The sequence below is a fragment of the Pseudoalteromonas arctica genome (assembly GCF_012927645.1).
Lineage (GTDB): Bacteria > Pseudomonadota > Gammaproteobacteria > Enterobacterales > Alteromonadaceae > Pseudoalteromonas > Pseudoalteromonas arctica_A.
In genome coordinates this window covers 1-20,986 of sequence record NZ_JABBMT010000018.1, presented here as the reverse complement: position 1 = coordinate 20,986, position 20,986 = coordinate 1, and the positions used below count along the sequence as shown (strand labels likewise).

At 40.0% G+C, this 20,986-nt stretch carries 17 protein-coding genes; 5 read left to right on the top strand and 12 right to left on the bottom strand.

The annotated features are described in order from the left end of the window. Positions 1-16: 16 nt before the first annotated feature. The 7 genes from dusB to rsmD form a co-directional block, all read right to left on the bottom strand. Positions 17-988, bottom strand: coding sequence for a tRNA dihydrouridine synthase DusB (gene dusB, locus HHO47_RS12085; RefSeq protein WP_348981656.1), 972 nt, complete (start codon positions 986-988; stop codon positions 17-19). Positions 989-1,270: 282 nt separating this feature from the next. Beyond that, positions 1,271-2,149: a 50S ribosomal protein L11 methyltransferase gene (gene prmA, locus HHO47_RS12080; protein WP_169020514.1), complete on the bottom strand. Its 879-nt coding sequence runs from the start codon at positions 2,147-2,149 to the stop codon at positions 1,271-1,273. Positions 2,150-2,216: 67 nt separating this feature from the next. Beyond that, on the bottom strand, positions 2,217-4,058 hold the full coding sequence (rpoD, locus tag HHO47_RS12075; RefSeq protein ID WP_169020513.1) for an RNA polymerase sigma factor RpoD: 1,842 nt from the start codon (positions 4,056-4,058) through the stop codon (positions 2,217-2,219). Between the two features lie 125 nt (positions 4,059-4,183). Beyond that, complete coding sequence (gene dnaG, locus HHO47_RS12070) at positions 4,184-5,935, bottom strand: DNA primase (RefSeq protein ID WP_169020512.1); 1,752 nt, start codon at positions 5,933-5,935, stop codon at positions 4,184-4,186. 169 nt (positions 5,936-6,104) lie between these two features. Further along, positions 6,105-6,551: a GatB/YqeY domain-containing protein gene (locus tag HHO47_RS12065; protein ID WP_169020511.1), complete on the bottom strand. Its 447-nt coding sequence runs from the start codon at positions 6,549-6,551 to the stop codon at positions 6,105-6,107. A 20-nt stretch (positions 6,552-6,571) separates the two neighbouring features. After that, positions 6,572-6,787: a 30S ribosomal protein S21 gene (rpsU, locus tag HHO47_RS12060; RefSeq protein ID WP_002957797.1), complete on the bottom strand. Its 216-nt coding sequence runs from the start codon at positions 6,785-6,787 to the stop codon at positions 6,572-6,574. Between the two features lie 163 nt (positions 6,788-6,950). Further along, positions 6,951-7,550: a 16S rRNA (guanine(966)-N(2))-methyltransferase RsmD gene (rsmD, locus tag HHO47_RS12055; RefSeq protein ID WP_169020510.1), complete on the bottom strand. Its 600-nt coding sequence runs from the start codon at positions 7,548-7,550 to the stop codon at positions 6,951-6,953. A 213-nt stretch (positions 7,551-7,763) separates the two neighbouring features. Here rsmD and ftsY point away from each other — a divergent pair, with 213 nt between their 5' ends. The 4 genes from ftsY (at position 7,764) to rpoH (ending at position 12,100) form a co-directional block, all read left to right on the top strand. Then, positions 7,764-9,299 (top strand): signal recognition particle-docking protein FtsY, encoded by a 1,536-nt coding sequence (gene ftsY / locus HHO47_RS12050; protein WP_169020509.1) that lies wholly within the window; start codon positions 7,764-7,766, stop codon positions 9,297-9,299. A gap of 52 nt (positions 9,300-9,351) precedes the next feature. Next, a complete protein-coding gene (gene ftsE / locus HHO47_RS12045) occupies positions 9,352-10,029 on the top strand; it encodes a cell division ATP-binding protein FtsE (RefSeq protein WP_169020508.1) in 678 nt (225 codons plus the stop codon). Next, a complete protein-coding gene (gene ftsX / locus HHO47_RS12040) occupies positions 10,026-11,012 on the top strand; it encodes a permease-like cell division protein FtsX (RefSeq protein WP_169020507.1) in 987 nt (328 codons plus the stop codon). The genes ftsE and ftsX overlap by 4 nt, the downstream gene beginning before the upstream one ends. 224 nt (positions 11,013-11,236) lie before the next feature. Beyond that, positions 11,237-12,100, top strand: coding sequence for an RNA polymerase sigma factor RpoH (gene rpoH, locus HHO47_RS12035; RefSeq protein WP_169020506.1), 864 nt, complete (start codon positions 11,237-11,239; stop codon positions 12,098-12,100). A gap of 528 nt (positions 12,101-12,628) precedes the next feature. Here rpoH and HHO47_RS12030 read toward each other — a convergent pair. The 3 genes from HHO47_RS12030 to HHO47_RS12020 form a co-directional block, all read right to left on the bottom strand. Next, the gene (locus HHO47_RS12030; protein WP_169020505.1) at positions 12,629-13,690 is read right to left on the bottom strand and encodes an MBL fold metallo-hydrolase; all 1,062 of its coding nucleotides are present in this window, start codon (positions 13,688-13,690) and stop codon (positions 12,629-12,631) included. Between the two features lie 124 nt (positions 13,691-13,814). Further along, entirely contained in the window at positions 13,815-15,134 is a 1,320-nt protein-coding gene (locus tag HHO47_RS12025; RefSeq protein WP_169020504.1) for a lipase, read from the bottom strand. Positions 15,135-15,587: 453 nt separating this feature from the next. After that, positions 15,588-17,099, bottom strand: a complete 1,512-nt coding sequence (locus HHO47_RS12020) for an SIR2 family protein (RefSeq protein WP_169020503.1) — start codon at positions 17,097-17,099, stop codon at positions 15,588-15,590. 336 nt (positions 17,100-17,435) lie between these two features. On the opposite strand from HHO47_RS12020, the gene HHO47_RS12015 reads away from it, so the two are divergent. Continuing rightward, positions 17,436-17,867 (top strand): GNAT family N-acetyltransferase, encoded by a 432-nt coding sequence (locus HHO47_RS12015; RefSeq protein WP_149980946.1) that lies wholly within the window; start codon positions 17,436-17,438, stop codon positions 17,865-17,867. A 220-nt stretch (positions 17,868-18,087) separates the two neighbouring features. Here the strand turns inward: HHO47_RS12015 and HHO47_RS12010 are convergent, their stop codons facing one another. Together HHO47_RS12010 and HHO47_RS12005 are read right to left on the bottom strand one after the other, a co-directional pair. Beyond that, on the bottom strand, positions 18,088-19,464 hold the full coding sequence (locus tag HHO47_RS12010; RefSeq protein WP_169020502.1) for a UvrD-helicase domain-containing protein: 1,377 nt from the start codon (positions 19,462-19,464) through the stop codon (positions 18,088-18,090). After that, entirely contained in the window at positions 19,461-20,834 is a 1,374-nt protein-coding gene (locus HHO47_RS12005) for an ATP-dependent nuclease (RefSeq protein WP_211183708.1), read from the bottom strand. Before HHO47_RS12005 ends, HHO47_RS12010 begins: the two co-directional genes overlap by 4 nt. Positions 20,835-20,986: the final 152 nt, after the last annotated feature.

Here is a 20,986-nt window from a genome sequence, read left to right as displayed (position 1 = left end):
TATATCTCTTTCTTTCTTAGTTAGCTGCTAGTGTTTTAAAGTATTGCTCTAATGTCTCGATTTGTGCCTGTGGATTATCGAGAGCATTAAATACTCGCCTAAACTGACCGTCACTGTCATGGGTTTGCAAATACCAAGATACATGTTTTCGAGCGATACGCGCTCCCATTGGTTCCCCGTAAAACGCATGAAGGTTCACTAAGTGTTCCATCAAAATACCACGTACTTCCGCAATTGGAGGTACAGGTAAATGTTCACCGGTTCGCAAATAGTGGTCTATCTCCCTAAATATCCAAGGGCGACCTTGGGCGGCTCGACCAATCATAATGGCATCTGCACCCGTATAGTCCAAAACCTGTTTTGCTTTTTCAGGAGATGTAATATCACCATTAGCAACCACAGGTATCGACACTGAACGTTTAATATCCCTAATCGTGGCGTATTCAGCTTCACCTTTGTACATACATGCGCGTGTACGCCCATGTACGGCCAATGAAGCTATGCCGTAACGTTCAGCTATTCTCGCAATCTCAACGCCGTTACGGTTATCCTGATCCCATCCAGTACGGATTTTTAATGTCACAGGTACATCAACAGCGCTAACCACCGCATCAATAATCTCTTCCACTAAATCAGGAAACTGTAATAGCGCTGAGCCTGCGAGTTTCTTGTTCACTTTCTTAGCTGGGCACCCCATATTAATATCTATGATTTGTGCGCCATTGCTGACATTGAATTGTGCAGCCTGAGCCATAAGCTCAGGATCAGCTCCTGCTATTTGCACTGCGCGTATTCCTGATTCACCGCTGTGATCCATACGGTTCATCGATTTCTCAGTTTTCCACACACTTGGGTTCGACGACAGCATTTCAGACACGGCCAGCCCCGCACCTAAGCGTCGGCAAAGCTGTCTAAATGGTCTGTCTGTAATGCCTGCCATTGGCGCGACAATTACATTGTTCTCAAGTTGGTATGAACCGATACGCACTGTATTCAATAGGCCTCTTTTCAAGGGGCGCTAAGTTTACGGTGTTTTCGCTAAAAAACAAAGGCTATAAATTGAACAAAAGTGACTTTTTTTTGACTTTTTCGTATTGACTTTTGATAACAGTTTGAAGGGTAGGTTGATTTGTTTGTTATTTGAACAGAATAAAAATAAAGGGCTTATTTTGTTTTATTAATAGGTGTGTAAATAACAGGTAAAGCCTGTTAATTACAGGCTTTACAAACGTATTAAGGGTTAATAATTACTTAATAGCGGCGCTCTTAATTAATGTTTTTTGCCACTTACACGCGTCCATTCACCTTCAACTGCGATATCATCAAGTGCTAAAAAAGGTGCATAAATATCAGCTACCGACTGCGCTTGTTCTTCTAAGATCCCCGACATGGCAATTTTACCGCCTGGTTTTAATAAGCCTAATATCACGCTGTATAATTCTCGTAGCGGCGCAGCTAAAATATTGGCTACTACAATGTCAGCAGTAAATTCTGGCTGATTTTCTGGCAGGTATACTTCAAGTTTGTCTGCTACACCATTACGCTGTGCGTTATCAAGACTAGCTTCAATGGCTTGTGGATCGATATCTATGCCGATCATACGCTCAGCGCCAAGTTTGATTGCCGCAATACCTAAAATGCCTGAGCCACAACCAAAATCCACTACGGTTTTACCGGTTAAATCTTGGCTTTCAAGCCATTTTAAACACAGTGCAGTGGTAGCATGGGTGCCAGTACCAAAAGCAAGACCAGGGTCAAGCAGTACATTTACGGCATCAGGATCAGGTATGTCACGCCAGCTTGGACAGATCCATAGCTTTTCACCAAACTGAATTGGGTGGAAGTTATCCATCCATTCGCGTTCCCAGTCTTTATCTTCAAGTTGCTCTATTTTGTACACTAAAGTGTCTTTTAACTCATCGTGGCGCTGTAATAGAGCAATTACCGTATGCATATCGTGGTTAGCTTCGAACAAACCAATCACAGTCGTATCAGCCCAAAACACCACAGTGCCGATTTTTGGTTCGTAAATAGGGGTGTCTTTGGCATCAATAAAGGTAACTGACGCACTGCCTGCCTCCATTAATAAGTCACTTATTGCATCAGCGGTTGCTGCGTTGGCATTGATACGGATTTGGATCCAAGCCATGATTATTTCCTTGAAATAGAAAAAAGGCCGCTACAGCGGCCTTTTGATTATGTTTGTTAGCAGCTAATTATTTAGCATCTAAGAAGCTTTTTAATAAGTCAGAGCGTGAAGGGTGGCGTAATTTACGCAGTGCCTTCGCTTCGATTTGACGAATACGCTCACGCGTTACGTCAAATTGCTTACCTACCTCTTCTAGAGTATGGTCGGTATTCATATCGATACCAAAACGCATACGTAATACTTTTGCTTCACGGGCTGTTAAGCCTGCAAGAACATCGTTAGTCGCGCCACGAAGAGATTCCATTGTTGCCGAGTCGATTGGCGAATCAATAGTCGTATCTTCAATGAAGTCACCTAAGTGCGAATCTTCATCATCACCAATTGGTGTTTCCATTGAAATTGGCTCTTTAGCAATTTTAAGTACCTTACGGATTTTATCCTCAGGCATCATCATGCGTTCTGCTAACTCTTCTGGATTTGGCTCACGCCCCATTTCTTGCAGCATTTGACGAGAAATACGATTAAGTTTATTAATCGTTTCAATCATATGCACCGGAATACGGATTGTACGCGCTTGGTCAGCAATAGAGCGGGTGATTGCTTGGCGGATCCACCACGTAGCATAAGTTGAAAACTTATAACCACGGCGATATTCAAATTTATCAACGGCTTTCATCAAACCAATGTTACCTTCTTGGATTAAGTCCAAGAATTGTAAACCACGGTTGGTGTATTTTTTAGCAATCGAGATAACAAGACGTAAGTTAGCTTCAACCATTTCTTTTTTCGCACGGCGCGCTTTTGCTTCACCAATACTCATACGACGGTTGATGTCTTTAATACGCTCAATGCTTAAACCTGTGCTTTCTTCAATAACGCGTAGTTTATTGATGCAACGAATGATCTCAGGTTTGATTTCTTCTAATTTTGCTGAGTATTTTTCATTCGCAGCAATTTCAAAGTCAATCCATGCAGTGTCTGTTTCGTTGTTAGCAAAATGCTTAACAAAGGTTTTCTTTGGTAACTTGGCGATTTGTACAGCTTGTTTCATGACGATACGTTCTTGAACACGAACTCTATCCATCATTTCGCGCATGTTATTAACCATGCGATCAAACTGTTTTGGCACTAATTTAAAGGTTCTGAACAGTTCACCAATTTCAAAAATTGCAGCTTGCGATTCTGGATGTGAACGGCCTTTACTTTCAAATGTATCACGTGCTTTATTATAAAGATCACGAAGATTTTCAAAGTGCACACGAGCCTCTTCAGGATCTGGCCCAGTATCTACTTCTTCTTCGTCTTCATCATCGCTATCTGCATCATCTTCATCTTCATCTTCAAGCTCTTTTTCGCTTAATTCAGAACCGATATGGGTAGCAGAGATTGGCGCAGCATCTTCATTAGGATCGAAAAAGCCAGAGATAATATCGCTTAAGCGCATCTCTTCGGCTTCAAACTTATCCCATTGCTCAAGTAGGTATGTAATTGCTTCAGGGTATTCTGCAACCGAGATTTGTACTTGGTTAATCCCTTCTTCAATACGCTTAGCGATAACAATTTCGCCTTCACGGGTAAGCAATTCAACAGTACCCATTTCACGCATGTACATACGAACCGGGTCCGTTGTTCGGCCGATTTCTTTATCTACAGTAGCAAGCGCAGCGGCTGCAGCTTCCGCTGCGTCTTCATCTGTTGTTGTTTCTTGCATCATCAATTCATCGGCATCAGGCGCATTTTCGCTAACTTTGATACCCATATCATTGATCATACTAATGATATCTTCTACTTGATCTGAATCGATAATATCTTGTGGAAGGTGATCATTAACTTCTGCAAAAGTTAAGTAACCTTGCTCTTTACCTTTTTGAATCAGAAGTTTTAATTGTGACTGAGGAGTTGGATCCATAGAGATTGTTTCTTCCACTCTGATAAGTTGATACAACAGGCGCCAGCTTGCTTACTTTATTAAGCCAAGCTAAGTATTATTTGACGCAGTGAATAGCACAGTATAACAGCATAATTCATTTTTGACTAGTTGTTAGTGCCTTTTAAAGCTTGTGTTAATAGGTGACATTCGAGTCGTTCTTCACTATTTAACCCTTGAGTCTTGTCTTTTATTAATAGGGTCTCTAGTCGATAATTTAAACACTGATCTTCAATAAATTTGAAAGTATTTTTAAATTCTGCTTCTAAACGGTCGTCGCCAATCTCATGTTGCCAAGTTGCCAGTTTGAGCAACGCTTCATATTCGGGCGTTTCACGAAATGATTCAAGCAATTGCGCAGTGGTTATTGGCGATTTTTGCAGTGCGTAATGCTGTAAACGAATGAGTAGCTCAATCCCTGCAATATTCATTTGTGCTAAATCAGGCAAATAGGGCACGGCATGTGCTAAATTTGGGTGCTGGATCAGTAAGCCGATAGCGCGACGCATTGGTGTAATTTTAAATTTTCGCTCAATCGCATGCTGCTGCTTAGGTGTTTTTAAGCGATTGTTTAACTGCTCTTTAGTGCGGCCTATTAATCGACCTAAGTGCTCTAATAAGTTTTCTTGATAAAATTGACTAGGAATTTTTTCAACTAATGGAAGCACAGCACTAAGAAGCTTAGCTTTACCTGCATCGGTAGTTAAATCAATATCTTGACTGAGTTTATTAAACAGCACTTTAGTAAAATCATCGGCTTGAGATAAACGTAGTTCAAACGCTTCTTTACCTTCTTTTTGCACTAATGAATCGGGATCTTCACCGTCTGGTAAAAATACAAACAGCAGCGCTTTACCATCATTTAAATAGGGCAGGGCATTTTCGAGTGCACGCCAAGCGGCATCTCGGCCAGCGCGGTCACCATCATAGCAACAAATTACTCGCTCTGTGGTTCTAAACAATGTATGCATGTGTTCAGCGGTGGTGGCAGTACCAAGCGCAGCTACCGCATATTCAATACCTTGCTCGCTCAGTGCCACAACATCCATATAGCCTTCAACTATGAGTACATGGTCGAGCTGTTTATGCGCTTGTTTTGCTTCATATAATCCATATAGTTCAAAGCCTTTATGAAAGATACGCGTTTCTGGCGAGTTTAAATATTTAGGCCCCTGATCCGCTTGCATCACACGGCCACCAAAAGCAATAACACGGCCACGTTTATCGCGAATTGGGAACATTAAGCGATCACGGAAAAAATCGAACTGGCGGCCAGGGGTTTTCTCTGAGGCCAGCTTTAGCTCAACGAGTTGCTCTTTTTGTTCTTTATTGCGGCCAAGTTGTTGGCAAAGGCCTTCCCATTCACTGGGGGCATAACCAATCATAAATTTTTTAACAGTTTCGCCACTTAGACCTCGGCCTTTTACATAGTCTATTACGGCTGCTGAATTAGTATGATGTTTTAACTGGTGTTGATAAAAACGCGCACTATGGAGCATTAAATCGTAATCTGAGCGTTTTTGTTCAGCCGTACGCTCTGGACCATTACTGGTGCCTTGCTCGCGGGGAACATCGAGATTTAGGATGCTTGCAAGTTCTTCAATGGCATCAACAAATTCAAGCTTGTCGTACTCCATAACAAATGAAATAGCGTTGCCATTCGCACCACAACCAAAGCAATGATAAAACTGTTTGTCTTGAGATACGGTAAATGATGGCGATTTTTCGTTATGAAAAGGGCAACAGGCTTGGTAATCTTTACCTGCTTTTTTTAAGCCAACTTTGGAGTCAATTAGCTCAACAATATCGGTTCTGGCAAGTAAATCATCTATAAAATTACGTGGGATCTTTCCAGCCATTAGTAAAGTGTAGTCCTGAGATAAATAGAAAATAAGGTGAACGAAATATCAGATAATTTAGTTCTACAATTTAGATTTGAACACAAATGCTATTTTTATTAAAGCGAAAAACGAAGAAACCGAGCACATGGCTCGGTTTGCTTAAATCATACATCTGTATGTGGGAGTATTAAGCTGTTAATCGTTGCTTAATTAAACCGGAGATCTTACCTAAATCGGCGCGACCTTCAGCTTTGCTTTTGATTATACCCATTACTTTACCCATATCTTGCATACCTGCTGCGTTAGTATCAGCAATAGCCGCATCAATAAGAGCTATTATTTCATCTTCACTCAATTGTTGAGGTAAGAATTCTTCAAGAGCTGTGATCTCATTGGCTTCAATTTCGGCTAAATCTTCACGGCCAGCATCAGTATACTGAGTGTAAGAATCACGGCGTTGTTTAACAAGCTTCACTAATACTGCGGTAATACCATCATCATCAAGTGTTATTTGCTCGTCAATTTCACGCTGCTTGATTGCAGCAAGCACCATACGAATTGGGTTAAGACGAGATTTGTCTTTCGCTCGCATCGCATCTTTTTGCGCATCTTTTAGCTTTATTAAAAGGCTCATTTATACAAGACCAATACTGATCAATATAATTTAACGCGACGTGCGTTATCGCGAGAAAGCTTCTTCATGTGACGCTTAACCGCTGCAGCTTTTTTACGCTTACGCTCAGCTGTTGGCTTTTCATAGTGCTCGCGACGACGAACTTCTGAAAGGATACCTGCTTTTTCACATGAACGCTTGAAGCGACGAAGTGCTACGTCAAACGGTTCGTTCTCTCTTACTTTAATTACTGGCATTAAAAATTCACCTACCTAAATAATGAGCGTTGCTCAAGTTGATCAAACAATGATCAAGTGGTTCAAAAATGGTGCAGTATTGTAATCCGAAGCCGCACCACATGTAAAGGATAAATATTGTCTGCTCCAAGTGGAAACAAAAAATATTTCTATGTTACTAATTTTACTGTACTTCATAGAGGCGGCAAAATACTTGTCCCGCCGCTTTTTCTTTTAATAACAGCCAATTGCTAGGTGTTTGTAACGCGCTCATCTCGCTTTCTACTTCAACATAAATGAGGGCATTTTTACTGAGCCAGTCATTTTCGGTAAGTAAGTCACAGCATTGTTGCGCTAAACCTTGGCGAAAAGGTGGATCAATAAACACTAAGTTAAACTGCTGTTGCTGCGTATTGTTGCTTAAATAAAGTAAACTGTCGGTACAGACTACTTCTGCGTTAGTGAGCTTTAACGTGTCAATATTAGTTTTTAACTGGTTGGCGGCGAGTTTATCCATCTCTAAAAAGCGTGTGCTGAGAGCAAAACGAGAGAGTGCTTCAAAACCTAATCCACCGGAACCTGCAAAACAATCGAGTACTTTAGCATCGCGGGTATCTTGCATTAACCAGTTAAACACTGTTTCCTTGATACGATCTGTGGTTGGACGAAGACCTTGCACATCTTTTACTGGTAATTTACGGCCACGAAATTGCCCGCTGATGATCCTAATAACGCCATCGCTGGCTTTATTACTCACTTGTTTTTGTGGTGATTTATTTCTCATTTAGCTCACTAAAAAATGGTATCTAGAATCTAGCTCAGATAATATTGCAATCATATAGTAGCGTGTCATTTTTCAACTGCGCTAAAAGTGTTACTATGAGCGTCTTAGACAATATGTTGTGGTTATTAGCGGCTGTGCTTTTAAAGCAATGCAGCGAATACACAAAGTATTACCGTTAGTTTATCAGATTTTTATAAGTGGTTATTAGCAAGTATGGCAAAAAAAAATAAATTCCTGTCTTGGTTTGGTTTTGGTAAGTCAGATAAAGACCAACAAGTAGAGCAGACCGCCCAAGAGGCCGATAACCAACAAGCGGAAGTTGAGCGCTTAGAACAACAGCGTATTGCCGCAGAGCAAGCTGAGGCACGTGATGCTGAACGCCAAGCTATCACAGATGCTGAATTAGCAGTAACAGAACAAGCAGAACAACAACGTCGCGATGAAGCCACTCGTTTAGTACAGCAAGAAGAAGCAATGCTTTTAGAGCAACAACGTATTGCAGCAGAACAGGCGGAAGCTGAACGTGTAGAACAAGTTCGTATCGCAGCAGAGCAAGCCGAAGCTGAGCGTGTAGAGCAACAACGTATTGCTGCAGGACAGGCGGAAGCTGAACGTGTAGAACAAGTTCGTATCGCAGCAGAGCAAGCCGAAGCAGAGCGTTTAGAGCAACAACGTATTGCAGCAGAACAGGCGGAAGCTGAGCGTTTAGAGCAACAACGCATTGCCGCAGAGCAGGCTGAGGCTGAGCGTTTAGAGCAAGAGCGATTAACAGCCGAGCTTGCCATCGAGGAAGCAAAAATAGCTGAAAAACCTAAGAAAGAAGGGTTCTTTGCTCGTCTTAAAAAAGGCTTATTAAAAACCAAAGTAAACTTAGGTTCTGGCTTTGCATCGATTTTCACAGGTAAGAAAATTGATGATGAATTATTTGAAGATCTTGAAACCCAGTTATTAACAGCCGACTTAGGTGTTGACACCACCATGAAGCTGATCGACAGCCTTACTGATGCGGCTAACCGTAAACAGTTAAAAGATGGCGATGCACTGTATGAATTAATGAAGCAAGAAATGGCTGCTATGCTTAAAACGGCAGAGCAGCCATTAGAAATTCCTACAGATAAAAAACCATTTGTTATTTTAATGGTGGGTGTTAATGGAGTAGGTAAAACAACGACCATTGGTAAACTTGCTAAGCAATTTCAGGATCAAGGTAAATCAGTGATGTTAGCTGCAGGTGATACTTTCCGTGCAGCAGCCGTTGAGCAATTACAAGTATGGGGTGAGCGTAATAAAATTCCAGTAATTGCACAGCACACCGGTGCTGATAGTGCCTCAGTAATATTTGATGCATTTCAAGCTGCCAAAGCGCGTAACGTTGATGTGTTAATTGCTGATACAGCAGGGCGCTTGCAAAATAAAGATAACTTAATGCAAGAGCTTGAAAAAATAGCCCGAGTGATGAAGAAAATTGATCCTGATGCGCCACACGAAGTGATGCTTACCATCGATGCAGGCACAGGGCAAAACGCTATTAGCCAAGTGAACTTATTTAACCAGTGTGTTGGCCTTACCGGTATTACCTTGTCTAAGTTAGATGGTACAGCCAAAGGTGGGGTTATTTTCGCGGTGGCCGATAAGTTTAATATTCCAATTCGCTATATTGGTGTTGGTGAAGGCATTGATGATTTACGTGCATTTAATAGTAATGACTTCATTGATGCGCTATTTAGCCAAGATGAGGACGAAGTTTAAATTTCAAAAGGGAGCTTGCTCCCTTTTCAGCTGTGGATGATTGATAACTAAAATGATAAATTTTCAGCAAGTCAGCAAAACATATCCCGGTGGTCATCGAGCGCTGGAAAAAGTTAATTTCCATGTTAAACCGGGTGAATTGGCTTTTTTAACTGGCCACAGTGGTGCCGGTAAAAGTACCTTACTTAAACTCATTAGTTTAATGGAACGCCCATCGGCGGGTCATGTTTTTATTAATGGCGTTGATTTAAATGCAGTAAAATCGCGACAAATACCGTACGTTCGTCGTGATATTGGGATTATCTTCCAGAACCACCGTTTATTAGAACGCCACACTATTTTTGATAATGTTGCTTTACCACTCATTATTGAAGGTACGCATCATAAGCAAATTGAAAAGCGTGTACATGGTGCCTTAGATAAAGTTGGCTTGTTAGACAAAGTAAAATGTCACCCTTCAACACTTTCAGGTGGTGAGCAACAACGTGTGGGCATTGCTCGCGCAATTGTAAACTCTCCGCCGTTGCTACTTGCCGACGAACCTACGGGTAATTTAGATCCAGAACTTTCGATGGATATTTTACGGTTGTTTGAAGAATTTAATAATCACGGAACAACAGTCCTTATAGCGACCCATGATTTAGGGCTGATCTCACGTATGAGATACCGCAGCTTAACCTTAAAAGACGGCCGAATGAGCCAAGATCCATTGGCAGAGGCAACACTATGAGTTTGTTATTCAAAGGCCGAAAAAGCCAAAATGAACGAGTAAAAAAGTCAGTTTTTGCAGCCAGCTATTTTTTTGTGCTGAATATTTTCCGCCAAGGCGTACATAGTTTAGGCGAAATGTGGCGCACACCGATGGCGTCAATGATGACCATTGCAGTACTGGGCCTGAGTTTAACCTTACCAGCGACGTTATATTTAGTGGTAAAAAACGTACAGCAGGTCAGCAGTGGCTTTGAAGAAGCAGCTGAAATTTCATTATTTGTTAAAGAATCCATGAGTGAACAAGAAACACAAACGCTTGTTAAACGCTTAGCACTCTACCCAGAAATTGATAATGTCACTTTTATTCCTAAACAAAATGCGCTTATTGAATTTAAAGAAGTATCAGGGTTTGGCCAAGCACTCGAGTATTTAGATAGTAATCCTCTGCCAGATGTTGTTATTGTCACGCCTACTTCACGCCATCGCCAACCAAACGCCGCGCAAGCATTATTAAAAAAGCTTGAAGCAGAACGTGAAGTCGATTTTGGTAAATTAGATATTGCCTGGCTTGAGCGTTTAAATGCGTTATTAAGTTTGCTAAAAGAAAGCGTAATAACAATCGCGCTTTTATTGCTCACATCAGTAACTTTGATCATCGGCAATACTATTCGTTTATCAATTATGGATAAGAAAGAAGAGATCCAAGTGATGAAGCTAGTTGGTGCAACCAATACCTTTATTCATGCGCCATTTTTATGGACTGGCATTTGGTATGGCATTGTTGGAGGTTTGTTTGCTTTTATATGTGTGGCTCTCATGATGTGGTGGCTTGGCTCTGCAGTTACACAAGTCGCTGGAGTGTATCAAACTAACTTTAATCTAATCGGCTTAAGCTTAGGCGAGTTTGGTGCGTTAGTGCTGCTTGCAACCAGCTTAGGGTTTGTTGGCTCCTACTTATCTGTTAATCGATATATAAAAGAAATCGAACCCGATAAAGTGTAACAATTATTGTTTATAATCATTAATTAAGTTGCTTGTGGTGAATTACTTTAGCATAACCAACTGACCGCAAAGCTAGAATTCATCGCTTATTCAGGCGTTTAAAGTAGAATAAAAAACACTAAAAAACCACTTGCTTCAATCGAAAAAAAGTTTTAAATTGCAGTTAGCACTCTAAGTGAAAGAGTGCTAAGATGGTTTCAAATGTTTATCACTGAGGTGAAAAAATGAGTAAAGATTTATACGCAATGGCACTCACAGTTGGACAGCAAAGCGCAAGTATGGACGGCTACCTTCAAGCGGTAAGCACTATACCTATGCTAGGTGCTGAGCAAGAAAAAGAGTTAGCGACTCGCTTACAGGAAGATGGCGATCTTAACGCTGCAAAGCAACTCATCATGTCTCACCTTCGTTTTGTTGCACATATAGCTAAAGGTTATTCAGGTTATGGTCTACCGCAAGCTGACTTGATCCAAGAAGGTAATATCGGCCTGATGAAAGCAGTAAAACGTTTTGACCCATCAGTGGGCGTACGTTTGGTTTCATTTGCAGTGCATTGGATAAAAGCTGAAATACACGAATTCGTGCTGAAAAACTGGCGTATCGTAAAAGTTGCGACCACTAAAGCGCAACGTAAATTATTCTTCAATCTTCGTAAGAACAAAAAACGTTTAGGTTGGTTTAACCAAGCTGAAGTTGCCACTGTAGCGAATGAGCTAGGTGTAAGTGAAAAAGAAGTACGTGAAATGGAATCGCGCATGAGCGGCCAAGATATGGGCTTTGATTTAACCGGTGACGACAGCGATGATGCACCAACAAGCACTTATTCACCTGTGCAATACTTAACTGATGGCAGCAATGATTTAGCTGAAGAAGTTGAGCAACAGCAATGGCAAGAGCAGTCGCATACACGCTTATTTAGCGCATTAAAAACGCTAGATGAACGTTCACAAGACATTGTTAGTGCACGTTGGTTATCAGACGATAAAGCAACACTGCAAGAACTGGCTGAAAAATACAGCGTATCTGCAGAACGAGTTCGTCAACTTGAAAAAACAGCGATGAAAAAGCTACAAACAGCAATGAGCTAATACTCAGTTACTGTTTAACATCAGCCCCGCATGAAAATGCGGGGCTTTTTGCGTTTAAGGGGGTTGCAAATAAGTTTTAAGCGGTAAGCTTTAAGTTAATTAGTGGCAAATGTGGCCACGATTATTTGCCCTCTTGCAAGCAATATAGAAAAAGAGCTTTAAGTTAATTATTCACAAAGAGGTTTTGAGGCGCTGCGCTTCAAAATTATTAAGGCAGGTTGGTTTGAGCGCAGCGAGATCCAACGAAAAAATACCCAATCAGTCAACACTTGTATTTTGCATTATCGGTTGTCTTGAATGTGCCAATAGCGGTCACTGGACTATTAGCTTTACTAGGTAGCAAAGACAAAAGAAAAATGCTTTTTTCATGTCCCCATTTTTCTCACGTCGCGGACTTTACTGAGTTTAGGGTGGTTAGGCTAGTGTGAAGCATGTCAAACATTCTTGAGATACAAAATTAAAAAACTTCTCCTTATATGTCGAGTCCGTTGAAGTATCAGTTTTCAACAAACTCATGCTTTCTCTGTCTCATTGCTCAAATCTCGGCAGAGTCACTTTATCAAAAACATTGAAATAGGAAAGTTTTGTCTGTTTAGATTGTTTAGCTAATCGCTCAAGCTCTTTAATTACCTTATCAGTTTTAACAAAAATGTTTGGGCCCGAAACCAATCGTTCGTCGAGTGATCTGTATAAATTATCCCAATGAATAGGTACAACCAAGCTAGCATTCACTTTTCCTATTGTCTGATTCCAATAGTGTTCCACATTTTTGGGTTTGAGTAAGCCAATCCCCAAAAACACGATGTCTGCGTTTATTCCATCCAAGTCATCTTCAGAAATGTTCGCGCTTGGAATGATCAATATTTTTGGCGGTGTTGTTCTATCATCTGGCGTTTGACGTTGAGTATCAGTTTTTAAGGTAATGAGAAAACTGTAATTAGGGAAATCTTTAATTAAGTTTTTATCTCTCTTAAAACAAGTGAATATTTTTTCGAACACATTAACTGGAAACTTTTTTTCGACGTGTGGGGTTTCGATTGCTGTCACTACAAAGTTTCCAACATCATAAGTTCCGCCATCTTCTAATTTTGAGAAGCAAGGTTGAGATTGGTTCTTTTCACAGTCTGAAAACTGGCCTTTCCAATTTTCACTTATATAGTCTTTGCTCGCCTGCGTCCCAAACATTTTAGTTGGAGTTTTTCTTTCAATCAACGTGCGTTTGTGGAAATAATCAAGAACAATTGGCGTGTCCAAAATATGATCAAAGTGAGCGTGGCTTGTAAATAATGCGTCTAAGTGTGGGAGTTTCAATTTTTCCAGCTGTGGCCGCACTTTTGATTTTTGCGTTTCCATGTCGTTTTTACAGTAGCCCAACGGTGATTGTCGCGAAAAAAATCCATCTATCATAATATGCGAGTGCCCGTCGGTGATGGTAAGCGTAGACACTCCCATGAATCGAACACCGATATTACTGTTGATGTTACCATATTTACCGTGGTAATAAGCGCCCTCGACAGGAGACCATGTTGAACATCCACTTATAAGCGCTAGTAAAAAAGCAATAATCAATGTGAGGTTGATTTTTTTCAAGCCTAAGCTCCAATCTCTATTTGAAGTCTATGAGCACTTATAATTCCACATGAGCCAGTGATTGCTGGCTGTGAGACAGCGAAGTGCGTGAACCACTCAGCAAATTTCTACAATGATAAAGCGTTTATAGGTTGGCGACCGCAATCATCCTGTAGAGAAGCTCTTTTACATTATCATTCCAAATATCATTGTGCCCACCAATAACATCCCCGTTTGTCCATATATTTAGTATAGGGTTGTTAAGCGTAGTTATTTCCCTAGACGTTAAAACCGTTCTGCCAAAAATTACTGGCGCAACCTTAGTTCGGTCAACTCTATTACCTTCACAATCTAAGCTCGACTGTTCATATTTACCATTATTATATAAGTGCAAGTCGTGGGTAATATATTTGCAATTGTGCCCTACGGCATACCGATCCGTTTGAGAAGTTTTCAAAGGAATGTCAATACGCCCATTGGAAGTGCAATGCGTAGCTGATGTCTTGCCATGCGTTTCAAAAAATGCATTTACCCTTCTACCAGTAGGAAATGCCCAGCGAACGGCTAAGTCAGCACTTGAACTTACTATTACTAACCTAGGCTTTTGAGTTGTGGGATAACTATTACACTTAGACTGTGCTAATTCAAACAAAGACGAATGCTTTATTCCTTCAAATGCGGGATTTAGCAATACAACCAAGTCTCCAAATCCATCCGCTTCTTCGTGCGCCCCTAGTGCTCTAGACGAAATCAATCGTTCTTGTAAGATGTGGCTAATTCCAGAATATAAAGCGGCAGCTCCAAAGCTGTGACCCACGGTCATTAGGTGGTGATTATATTTATCATTTGGTGCGACAGCCGCTTCCAATTCAAGCAGTAAGCTTGTCATTCCTTGACCGCCTATTTCATGTGCTGTCTTCTTTCTTTCCCAAAACGTGAAAGTGTTTATTAAATTTTTTTCATCAAGTAAAGGTACTCTGACAGAGTCACCTCTCCACCCTATGTAAACCCCAATGACTTTTTTACTTTCTCCAAAAGTATCCGCAGCGGTGGAAAGCACCTCTCTAAAACTCCGAATATTACCGTCTTCTGGGTTACCATCAGTATTGTGATGCCAGCCATGTACAAAAATTAGAAGAAAAACGTTTTGTTTATTTGCTTCATTTTTTATGTCGTCAATGATTTTGTCTTTAGTTTTTCGTTGTCCCAACTTTTCTGAATTATGCAGGTATCCTTGGTCGTCGAACTCAAAAAAATTTAAATCATAAGTGTTATTTGATGAGGTTTTTGCCGTTGTAATAGCGCTATCTGAACAATCGTTTGAGTTTACGTACTCGCATTTGGAACTGGCGTCTATTCGATAAGGATCTATAGTCATACAAGAGCAAAGAAAAAACATTGACGTGGTTAAAGTTAATAGAGCCTTCACGATTTCGTATGACATTTTGAATTGATATCCATTCATAACATTAATCCCTTAGAGAAACTGACAGAAAAGCTTTTGTATCTAATACGATCATTTTAAGCTATTTGTTTTTTATACACCCGTTAAATAGTAATGTAAACTTATAGTGTTATTCCATGAATTTTTGCTCCGCTATAAGACGTGATTGATATACTTAGGAATGACCACTTTTTTATTTTGCGAAGACTACAATCTATCAATCGAAATCATTAAGGTTGTAGAAGAAAAACACCAAAGCAATAGTTTATAATCAAAATCTATAAGCGTCCGCTAATCGCTCTTTGCCGAAGTACGCCTGAGTGCCAAAAGGAGCTATTCCGGTATAACTCGTTTCTGCCCCTAAACGAGTCTAGACAAAAAGTTACCCTACCTTGTGCAATCAAAGTTCACCATAAAAAAATAACGGATAAAGTAAAAAACACAAAAGACCACCCGTGGGTGGTTTGACTTTTGCTACGCACTGTATCGTTTGTAATCATACACACAGAGCAATCTGCGATAGCCCGTTCCCTTTTTATCTGGCATTGTTTTCAAAAAGCTCTCAACTTCATCAAGTGAAATTTTGTCATTCCAAGTTGACCACATAATCGCATTCAACTCATTTGGCCTTGTTACACCTTCATCATCAAAAATTTCTTGTAACGTAGTGTGCTTTGTTTCAACAGTTGCTGGTTGAGAAGCAAGGTAATCATTTATTTTGCGAGCCTGTTGCTCTTTTAAAGTTGCCGCCTTTCTTAAATCTCGGTAAATAGTGTCAAAAGCATAAATTGGAAACCACTGCTGTACTGATATGTTAATATTATCAATGAGCTTAATTAGGTTGTGGTTAGACTCTTCGACAATATCAAAGTACTCAGAGTTGAAACTTGATGAGTTCTTATGCTCATAGGAGATGGATTTCGCTGAACCGATTACTAAAATTTTGTCACTATTACTTAGGGCATTGATATCTTCAGTGATGTTAACTTTGATGCTTGTCCCGTCATCACTTGCACCTGAATAGATGTCCTTAACAATGCTCTGAACCTTTCTGATATCCATTGCTGATACAGGTAAGCTAAGGTTAGAAAGTGATTTGTAGATTTCCTTGAAATCATCCGTTTTCAACTTATTTATCCTAATGGTTGAAAACCCTTGTAAATCAATATCATGAGCAGATATTGCGTGTGACATTGATCCATTTTCATATTCAACTAATAGAAAGTTATTGCGAATTCGTTCCGCATCTTCAGAGTTCGGTTCCACATAAGTAAAAATGGTTTTTAATAAGCTCTTGATGTTTTCATCGCCAATACCATAGCCAAGGAAAATAATTGGGTTATGGATGAAAATAGAGAGTAATTGTGCTCGAATAAGCTCATACTTTTCATCAAACTGATTATAATCTTCTTCTGTAATAATGATTTTAGAGGGATCAACGCAACAACCATGAATCTTATAGACTGAGCCATAAGGGTTACTCAGTAGAATGTCATTGCCTACAAGCTCTTCAAATCCAAACAAGTCTTCAATTAAACTATCGTAGTTAGTCGTAATCACTGAGCCTATATTCTTACGAATTTTCTTTAATTCACTCAGCTCATCGAACATATCTTCTTTGTAGTTCAGTTGCTTAACTAACTGAGATATGTAGATTTTGAAACGACTAAGATAATTTTCAGTCTCCATCTCGTGATAGAAAACATCGTTGATGTCTTTAAACTTGCCGTATCTATCTTGACCCAAGACTTTATTGAATTCCTGTTCCAACTTGGTTGCAACTTTTGTGTAATCGTACTTTCCGTTTTCTCGACTTTCAGCCTTAATATCAAGATAGAACTCATTGTTACCTTTGGGTTCAAACGCAATGTGTTTTAATAAGCCATCCCACGTAAATGCATTATTGAGGTAGCGAAGGCTGATACCTGCTCCAACGAATAAAACAGGGTGGTTGCGGTATTGCCCAATGAATTCTTCTATATTCATCTTTAACCCAGTCAACTAATGTTATAGACACTTTAGCACTTTCAAACGGTTACACAAAATCGTAATCACTAAATAGTCACTCAGAGTTGGAGCCTTTCCTAAACAATCTCGTGTGTCTTTTGATTGGTTTTGAGCAACCTCAACTTATCCGAGGTCAGCAGTTTAGAACTAAAAATCTAACGCGTTTCTGTCCATAGACGGGTTTTAAATATAACTCGTCTCGCACCATTCCAAGCCAGAACCCTTTGCTTACATCATTAGACTACTTAATTATTTTCGGATAAAATACGCACTCGCGGCTGCACATGAATTTCAGTCAACTTTAGAGAGAATACGGTGATTGTAGAAAATGTGCTTCCTGAAGATTACGCAAAAATGCTGAATGTTTGGGAAAACTCAGTCCGAGCAACTCATGACTTCATAACAGAAGAAGATATTGAGTTTTTTAAACCAATTATCATTGAGCAGGCTTTTCCTGCTGTCACGTTAAGATGTATTAAAAGTAATGATGGCTCAATTCTAGGCTTCGTGGGTATCCATGATTCTAAGGTTGAAATGCTGTTCATTTTAAACGAGGCAAGAGGGCATGGTATTGGTAAGGTGCTACTGCAATACGCAATAGAGCAGTTAGGTGCAACCAAAGTCGATGTAAACGAACAAAACCCGCAAGCAGTAGGCTTCTACGAGCATATGGGTTTTAAAGTAGTTTCTCGTTCACCACTTGATGATATGGGAAAACCTTTTCCAATTCTGCATATGACACTTTAAAGCTCGGTTTGTCGTAACCAAGTTTGTTAGAAGAAACGCCCAAAGCTAATAACTTTGGGCGTTTCCGTATACGCGAGCGTTGTTCTAACTTGACTAACCCTTGCCCCAAAATGAGTTACAACTAGCTTCAAAGAAAATTATTTACAGGGTCACTAAATATCACACTTTTTTTGAGTCTGACTTCTATAAGAGTCTATTAGAGTTTGTGGACAGATACATTCTAGTTATGAGTAACAAATCCTAGTTCACCTATGGAATCCCTAACCGCAGCCATATCTTCTTTAGCGAGTAAATCATGATCTAAAGCCAACACCAGTCTCTTCTTGGCACGAGTTAGAGCTACATAGACTTTTTTCCATTCTTTATTAAATTGGTTTGCTTTGCTAATACCATTTTGGGTTAAGTATTTCAGGGTGTTAGAGCTGAGTATGATTACACACACATCAGCATCCAATCCCTTGATAGATTCGATACTTTGTATCTTGAATTGAGCGTCATTTTTCGTGCAAGAATTACACAGCTCAAGTAATTGGGCGAAGTGTTGTTTATTAAGTGTCAATCTGTGACTGGCCTTTAGCCTATTAATAGCAATTCTTGCACCGACTTCTACGACATCGTCCATAAAGTCAGAAAAAGCTGCTTTAACAAACAAAGCTTTGTCTTTCTTGTGGTTAGAATCACGAATCATTTCCTCGATCTCTCGTGGGAATGCGTGTTTGTGTTTAGACGACGTTGTATACCGACCATTTTTTTTGTCGATACAAACAAGTTGTTTTGTATCGATGTAGTTCGTTAGTAGCTCGTCGTATCTGCCATCGGTCGATTCTATGTACATAAGTTCACCGATCTCTTCTGATAATGAGTCTTGTTGCTGATCTTCATAACAGAAACTATTTGATACCGCTAAGATTTCTGTAGGTACTCGTCTGGTTTGATTGTTGATTGGTAGTATGGTCGCGTATTCTTTTGGAGCTACCTTTTTAACAAAAGCATCAAGGTCTTGGGGGAACTTGATTGCTTGTTTTGGATCTCCAATCATGTAAACGTCAATATTGTTGCTGCCTAGAATCTCGAAAAAGCTGAGAGCATCGTCATCGAGGTCTTGGACTTCGTCGATGAAGATCTTGTCAAAGCAACTCCCGAAAATAGTTAACAGTCTGCGAACTTTTGCTTTCTTAGCTTTGTTGCTGTGCTTTTTGTTGGTTTCATCAACTATTTGTTTAGAAATGCTGTAGACACTCTCTGCATGAATGATCTTCTTATCTTTTAAACGTTTTATGTGCCAGTTTTTGAACCTAAAATCACTAGGTAACATCATTACGGATGTATCGTTATACACATCCCCTAGAGTGAATGACGAGAATGGATAGATGATTTCGTTCAACAAGAAGCTATGTACTGTTTGTATGCAGAGATTAGGCGGTATAAAGCCATGTTGTTTGATTATTTCTTGCTCTATCTTCGCTGTTGCAGTGTTGGTGTATGTCAGTGCAAATGTCTTTTTGTGGCTAGTACAAGCTTCGATGTGTTCTATCAAAGTCTTTGCTAAGCCATAAGTTTTCCCAGCACCTGCACCAGCAATCTGTACTTCTATCATGATACCGCCTCAATGACCTCAGCGATGTGAGCCGGTAACTTGATATCCAGTGGGTTCTCTTCATCAACCATCGCATCACATACATCAAGCATTCTTGCTGTTTTACCATTAATCATGTGATTGGAAACAGCTTCGAGATCGCCATCCATTTCGAATAAACCATTCAGCAAAGCTAGGTTGTCTTCTGCTTCTACTAAATCAATTTCAAGTGTGTAGTTTGTTGTTGTTCTTACAGTGACATTCGCACACGTTGTGTCATAAGCATCATGTTTTGCTTTAGCTGCCTCTAAATTGTCATAGTCACGGACAACACCAATTTTCTTGTTCTGGTTATCTTTGTTCAGAGCGAGCCATATATCTAAGAAAGTGGTGTAACCACGTTGACCAATTGGAATAATATCAATGTCGTTAAGGGCTGGTTGTTTAGACAAATAAGTGCTGATTAGCATTTCTTCAGTTGGCCCCTCTACGAGAATGACTTTGTTTGCGAACAGCAGTTTTAGGATGTCGAAATTAGGTCTCTTTCTTAGATAGCCAACTAGCTTGGTTGGTGTATCAGACAGACTAATTGCTTTCTCGCCAGTAAACGCCAACACATTAGAAATCTTCAGCTTGTTGATGATCGATGGGTTATGGGTCGAAATGATAGTCTGTACAAGCGAGCCACTGTTGCTTGAGCTTTTCTCAATAAAGTCTCTTACTAAACGAAGGTTATTAACGCTCAAGTGTGCTTCTGGTTCTTCTATACAGCACAAGTTAAATGTATCAACACATGACTTGTAGTAAGCAAACAGGATGAGGATGTAGATAAGATTTCGTTGTCCTAAGCCTTTTTGGTACAGAAATTCATTTCCGTATTTCAGAGTGATGTTCGATAAGATGTTCTTCAAGTTAGGCAGGTTAGGGGTGCACTCAAGCTGCTTGATAATACTGTCGTAATTCTCAAAATCGTCATTAGTTCCAATGACTTTGTCGAATGTTTCAGTCTTTTCAATAGCACTAAAGAACTCAGAGTAGGCTGTGTTAATCTGACCTTTGTCGTCATCGTTGAGAGTGTTCATAAGCAGTTTGGTGAAAATGCTATTGGACTTCATTGAACTGCTTTCTGAGAAGTCATCTCGCTCGGCATTGATACTATGGACACTGACATGTTTTAAATCACTGTATGCGATAGGCTTTTCATTGTTCACAGATACGACTTGGTAGTCGTATAGCTCAACGGGTAGAGTAAACCAGTTAATATCATCTAAAGTCCTGCCAGCGAGCGATTTCTTCACAACCTCAAGCAAGTCTTTGTCGTCTTTAGGCTTAAAGTCATATCTGATCTTGTATGTTTCTTCATCTCCATCAGCAACAATCCACTTAGCCAACAGTACAGTTTCATAAGCATCTTTATGACCTGGTCAACTAAATTCAGTCACCCTAGTTAAGCTACTTTTTCTAACTCATTAATTTTAAATTCAAAATCATTTGGGCTTTGATACCCTAAGTAGGAATGCAATCGGTTACTGTTGTACCACAT

Excerpts from the sequence above, each read along its gene's own strand:
- ftsX (WP_169020507.1), top strand. The coding sequence starts at position 10,026 with ATGAGTTTGTTATTCAAAGGCCGAAAAAGCCAAAATGAACGAGTAAAA.
- dnaG (WP_169020512.1), bottom strand. The coding sequence starts at position 5,935 with ATGGCTGGAAAGATCCCACGTAATTTTATAGATGATTTACTTGCCAGA.
- HHO47_RS12020 (WP_169020503.1), bottom strand. The coding sequence starts at position 17,099 with ATGAATATAGAAGAATTCATTGGGCAATACCGCAACCACCCTGTTTTA.
- ftsE (WP_169020508.1), top strand. The coding sequence starts at position 9,352 with ATGATAAATTTTCAGCAAGTCAGCAAAACATATCCCGGTGGTCATCGA.
- rpsU (WP_002957797.1), bottom strand. The coding sequence starts at position 6,787 with ATGCCAGTAATTAAAGTAAGAGAGAACGAACCGTTTGACGTAGCACTT.
- rsmD (WP_169020510.1), bottom strand. The coding sequence starts at position 7,550 with ATGAGAAATAAATCACCACAAAAACAAGTGAGTAATAAAGCCAGCGAT.
- HHO47_RS12010 (WP_169020502.1), bottom strand. The coding sequence starts at position 19,464 with ATGATAGAAGTACAGATTGCTGGTGCAGGTGCTGGGAAAACTTATGGC.
- rpoD (WP_169020513.1), bottom strand. The coding sequence starts at position 4,058 with ATGGATCCAACTCCTCAGTCACAATTAAAACTTCTGATTCAAAAAGGT.
- HHO47_RS12065 (WP_169020511.1), bottom strand. The coding sequence starts at position 6,551 with ATGAGCCTTTTAATAAAGCTAAAAGATGCGCAAAAAGATGCGATGCGA.
- HHO47_RS12025 (WP_169020504.1), bottom strand. The coding sequence starts at position 15,134 with ATGAATGGATATCAATTCAAAATGTCATACGAAATCGTGAAGGCTCTA.
- ftsY (WP_169020509.1), top strand. The coding sequence starts at position 7,764 with ATGGCAAAAAAAAATAAATTCCTGTCTTGGTTTGGTTTTGGTAAGTCA.
- rpoH (WP_169020506.1), top strand. The coding sequence starts at position 11,237 with ATGAGTAAAGATTTATACGCAATGGCACTCACAGTTGGACAGCAAAGC.
- prmA (WP_169020514.1), bottom strand. The coding sequence starts at position 2,149 with ATGGCTTGGATCCAAATCCGTATCAATGCCAACGCAGCAACCGCTGAT.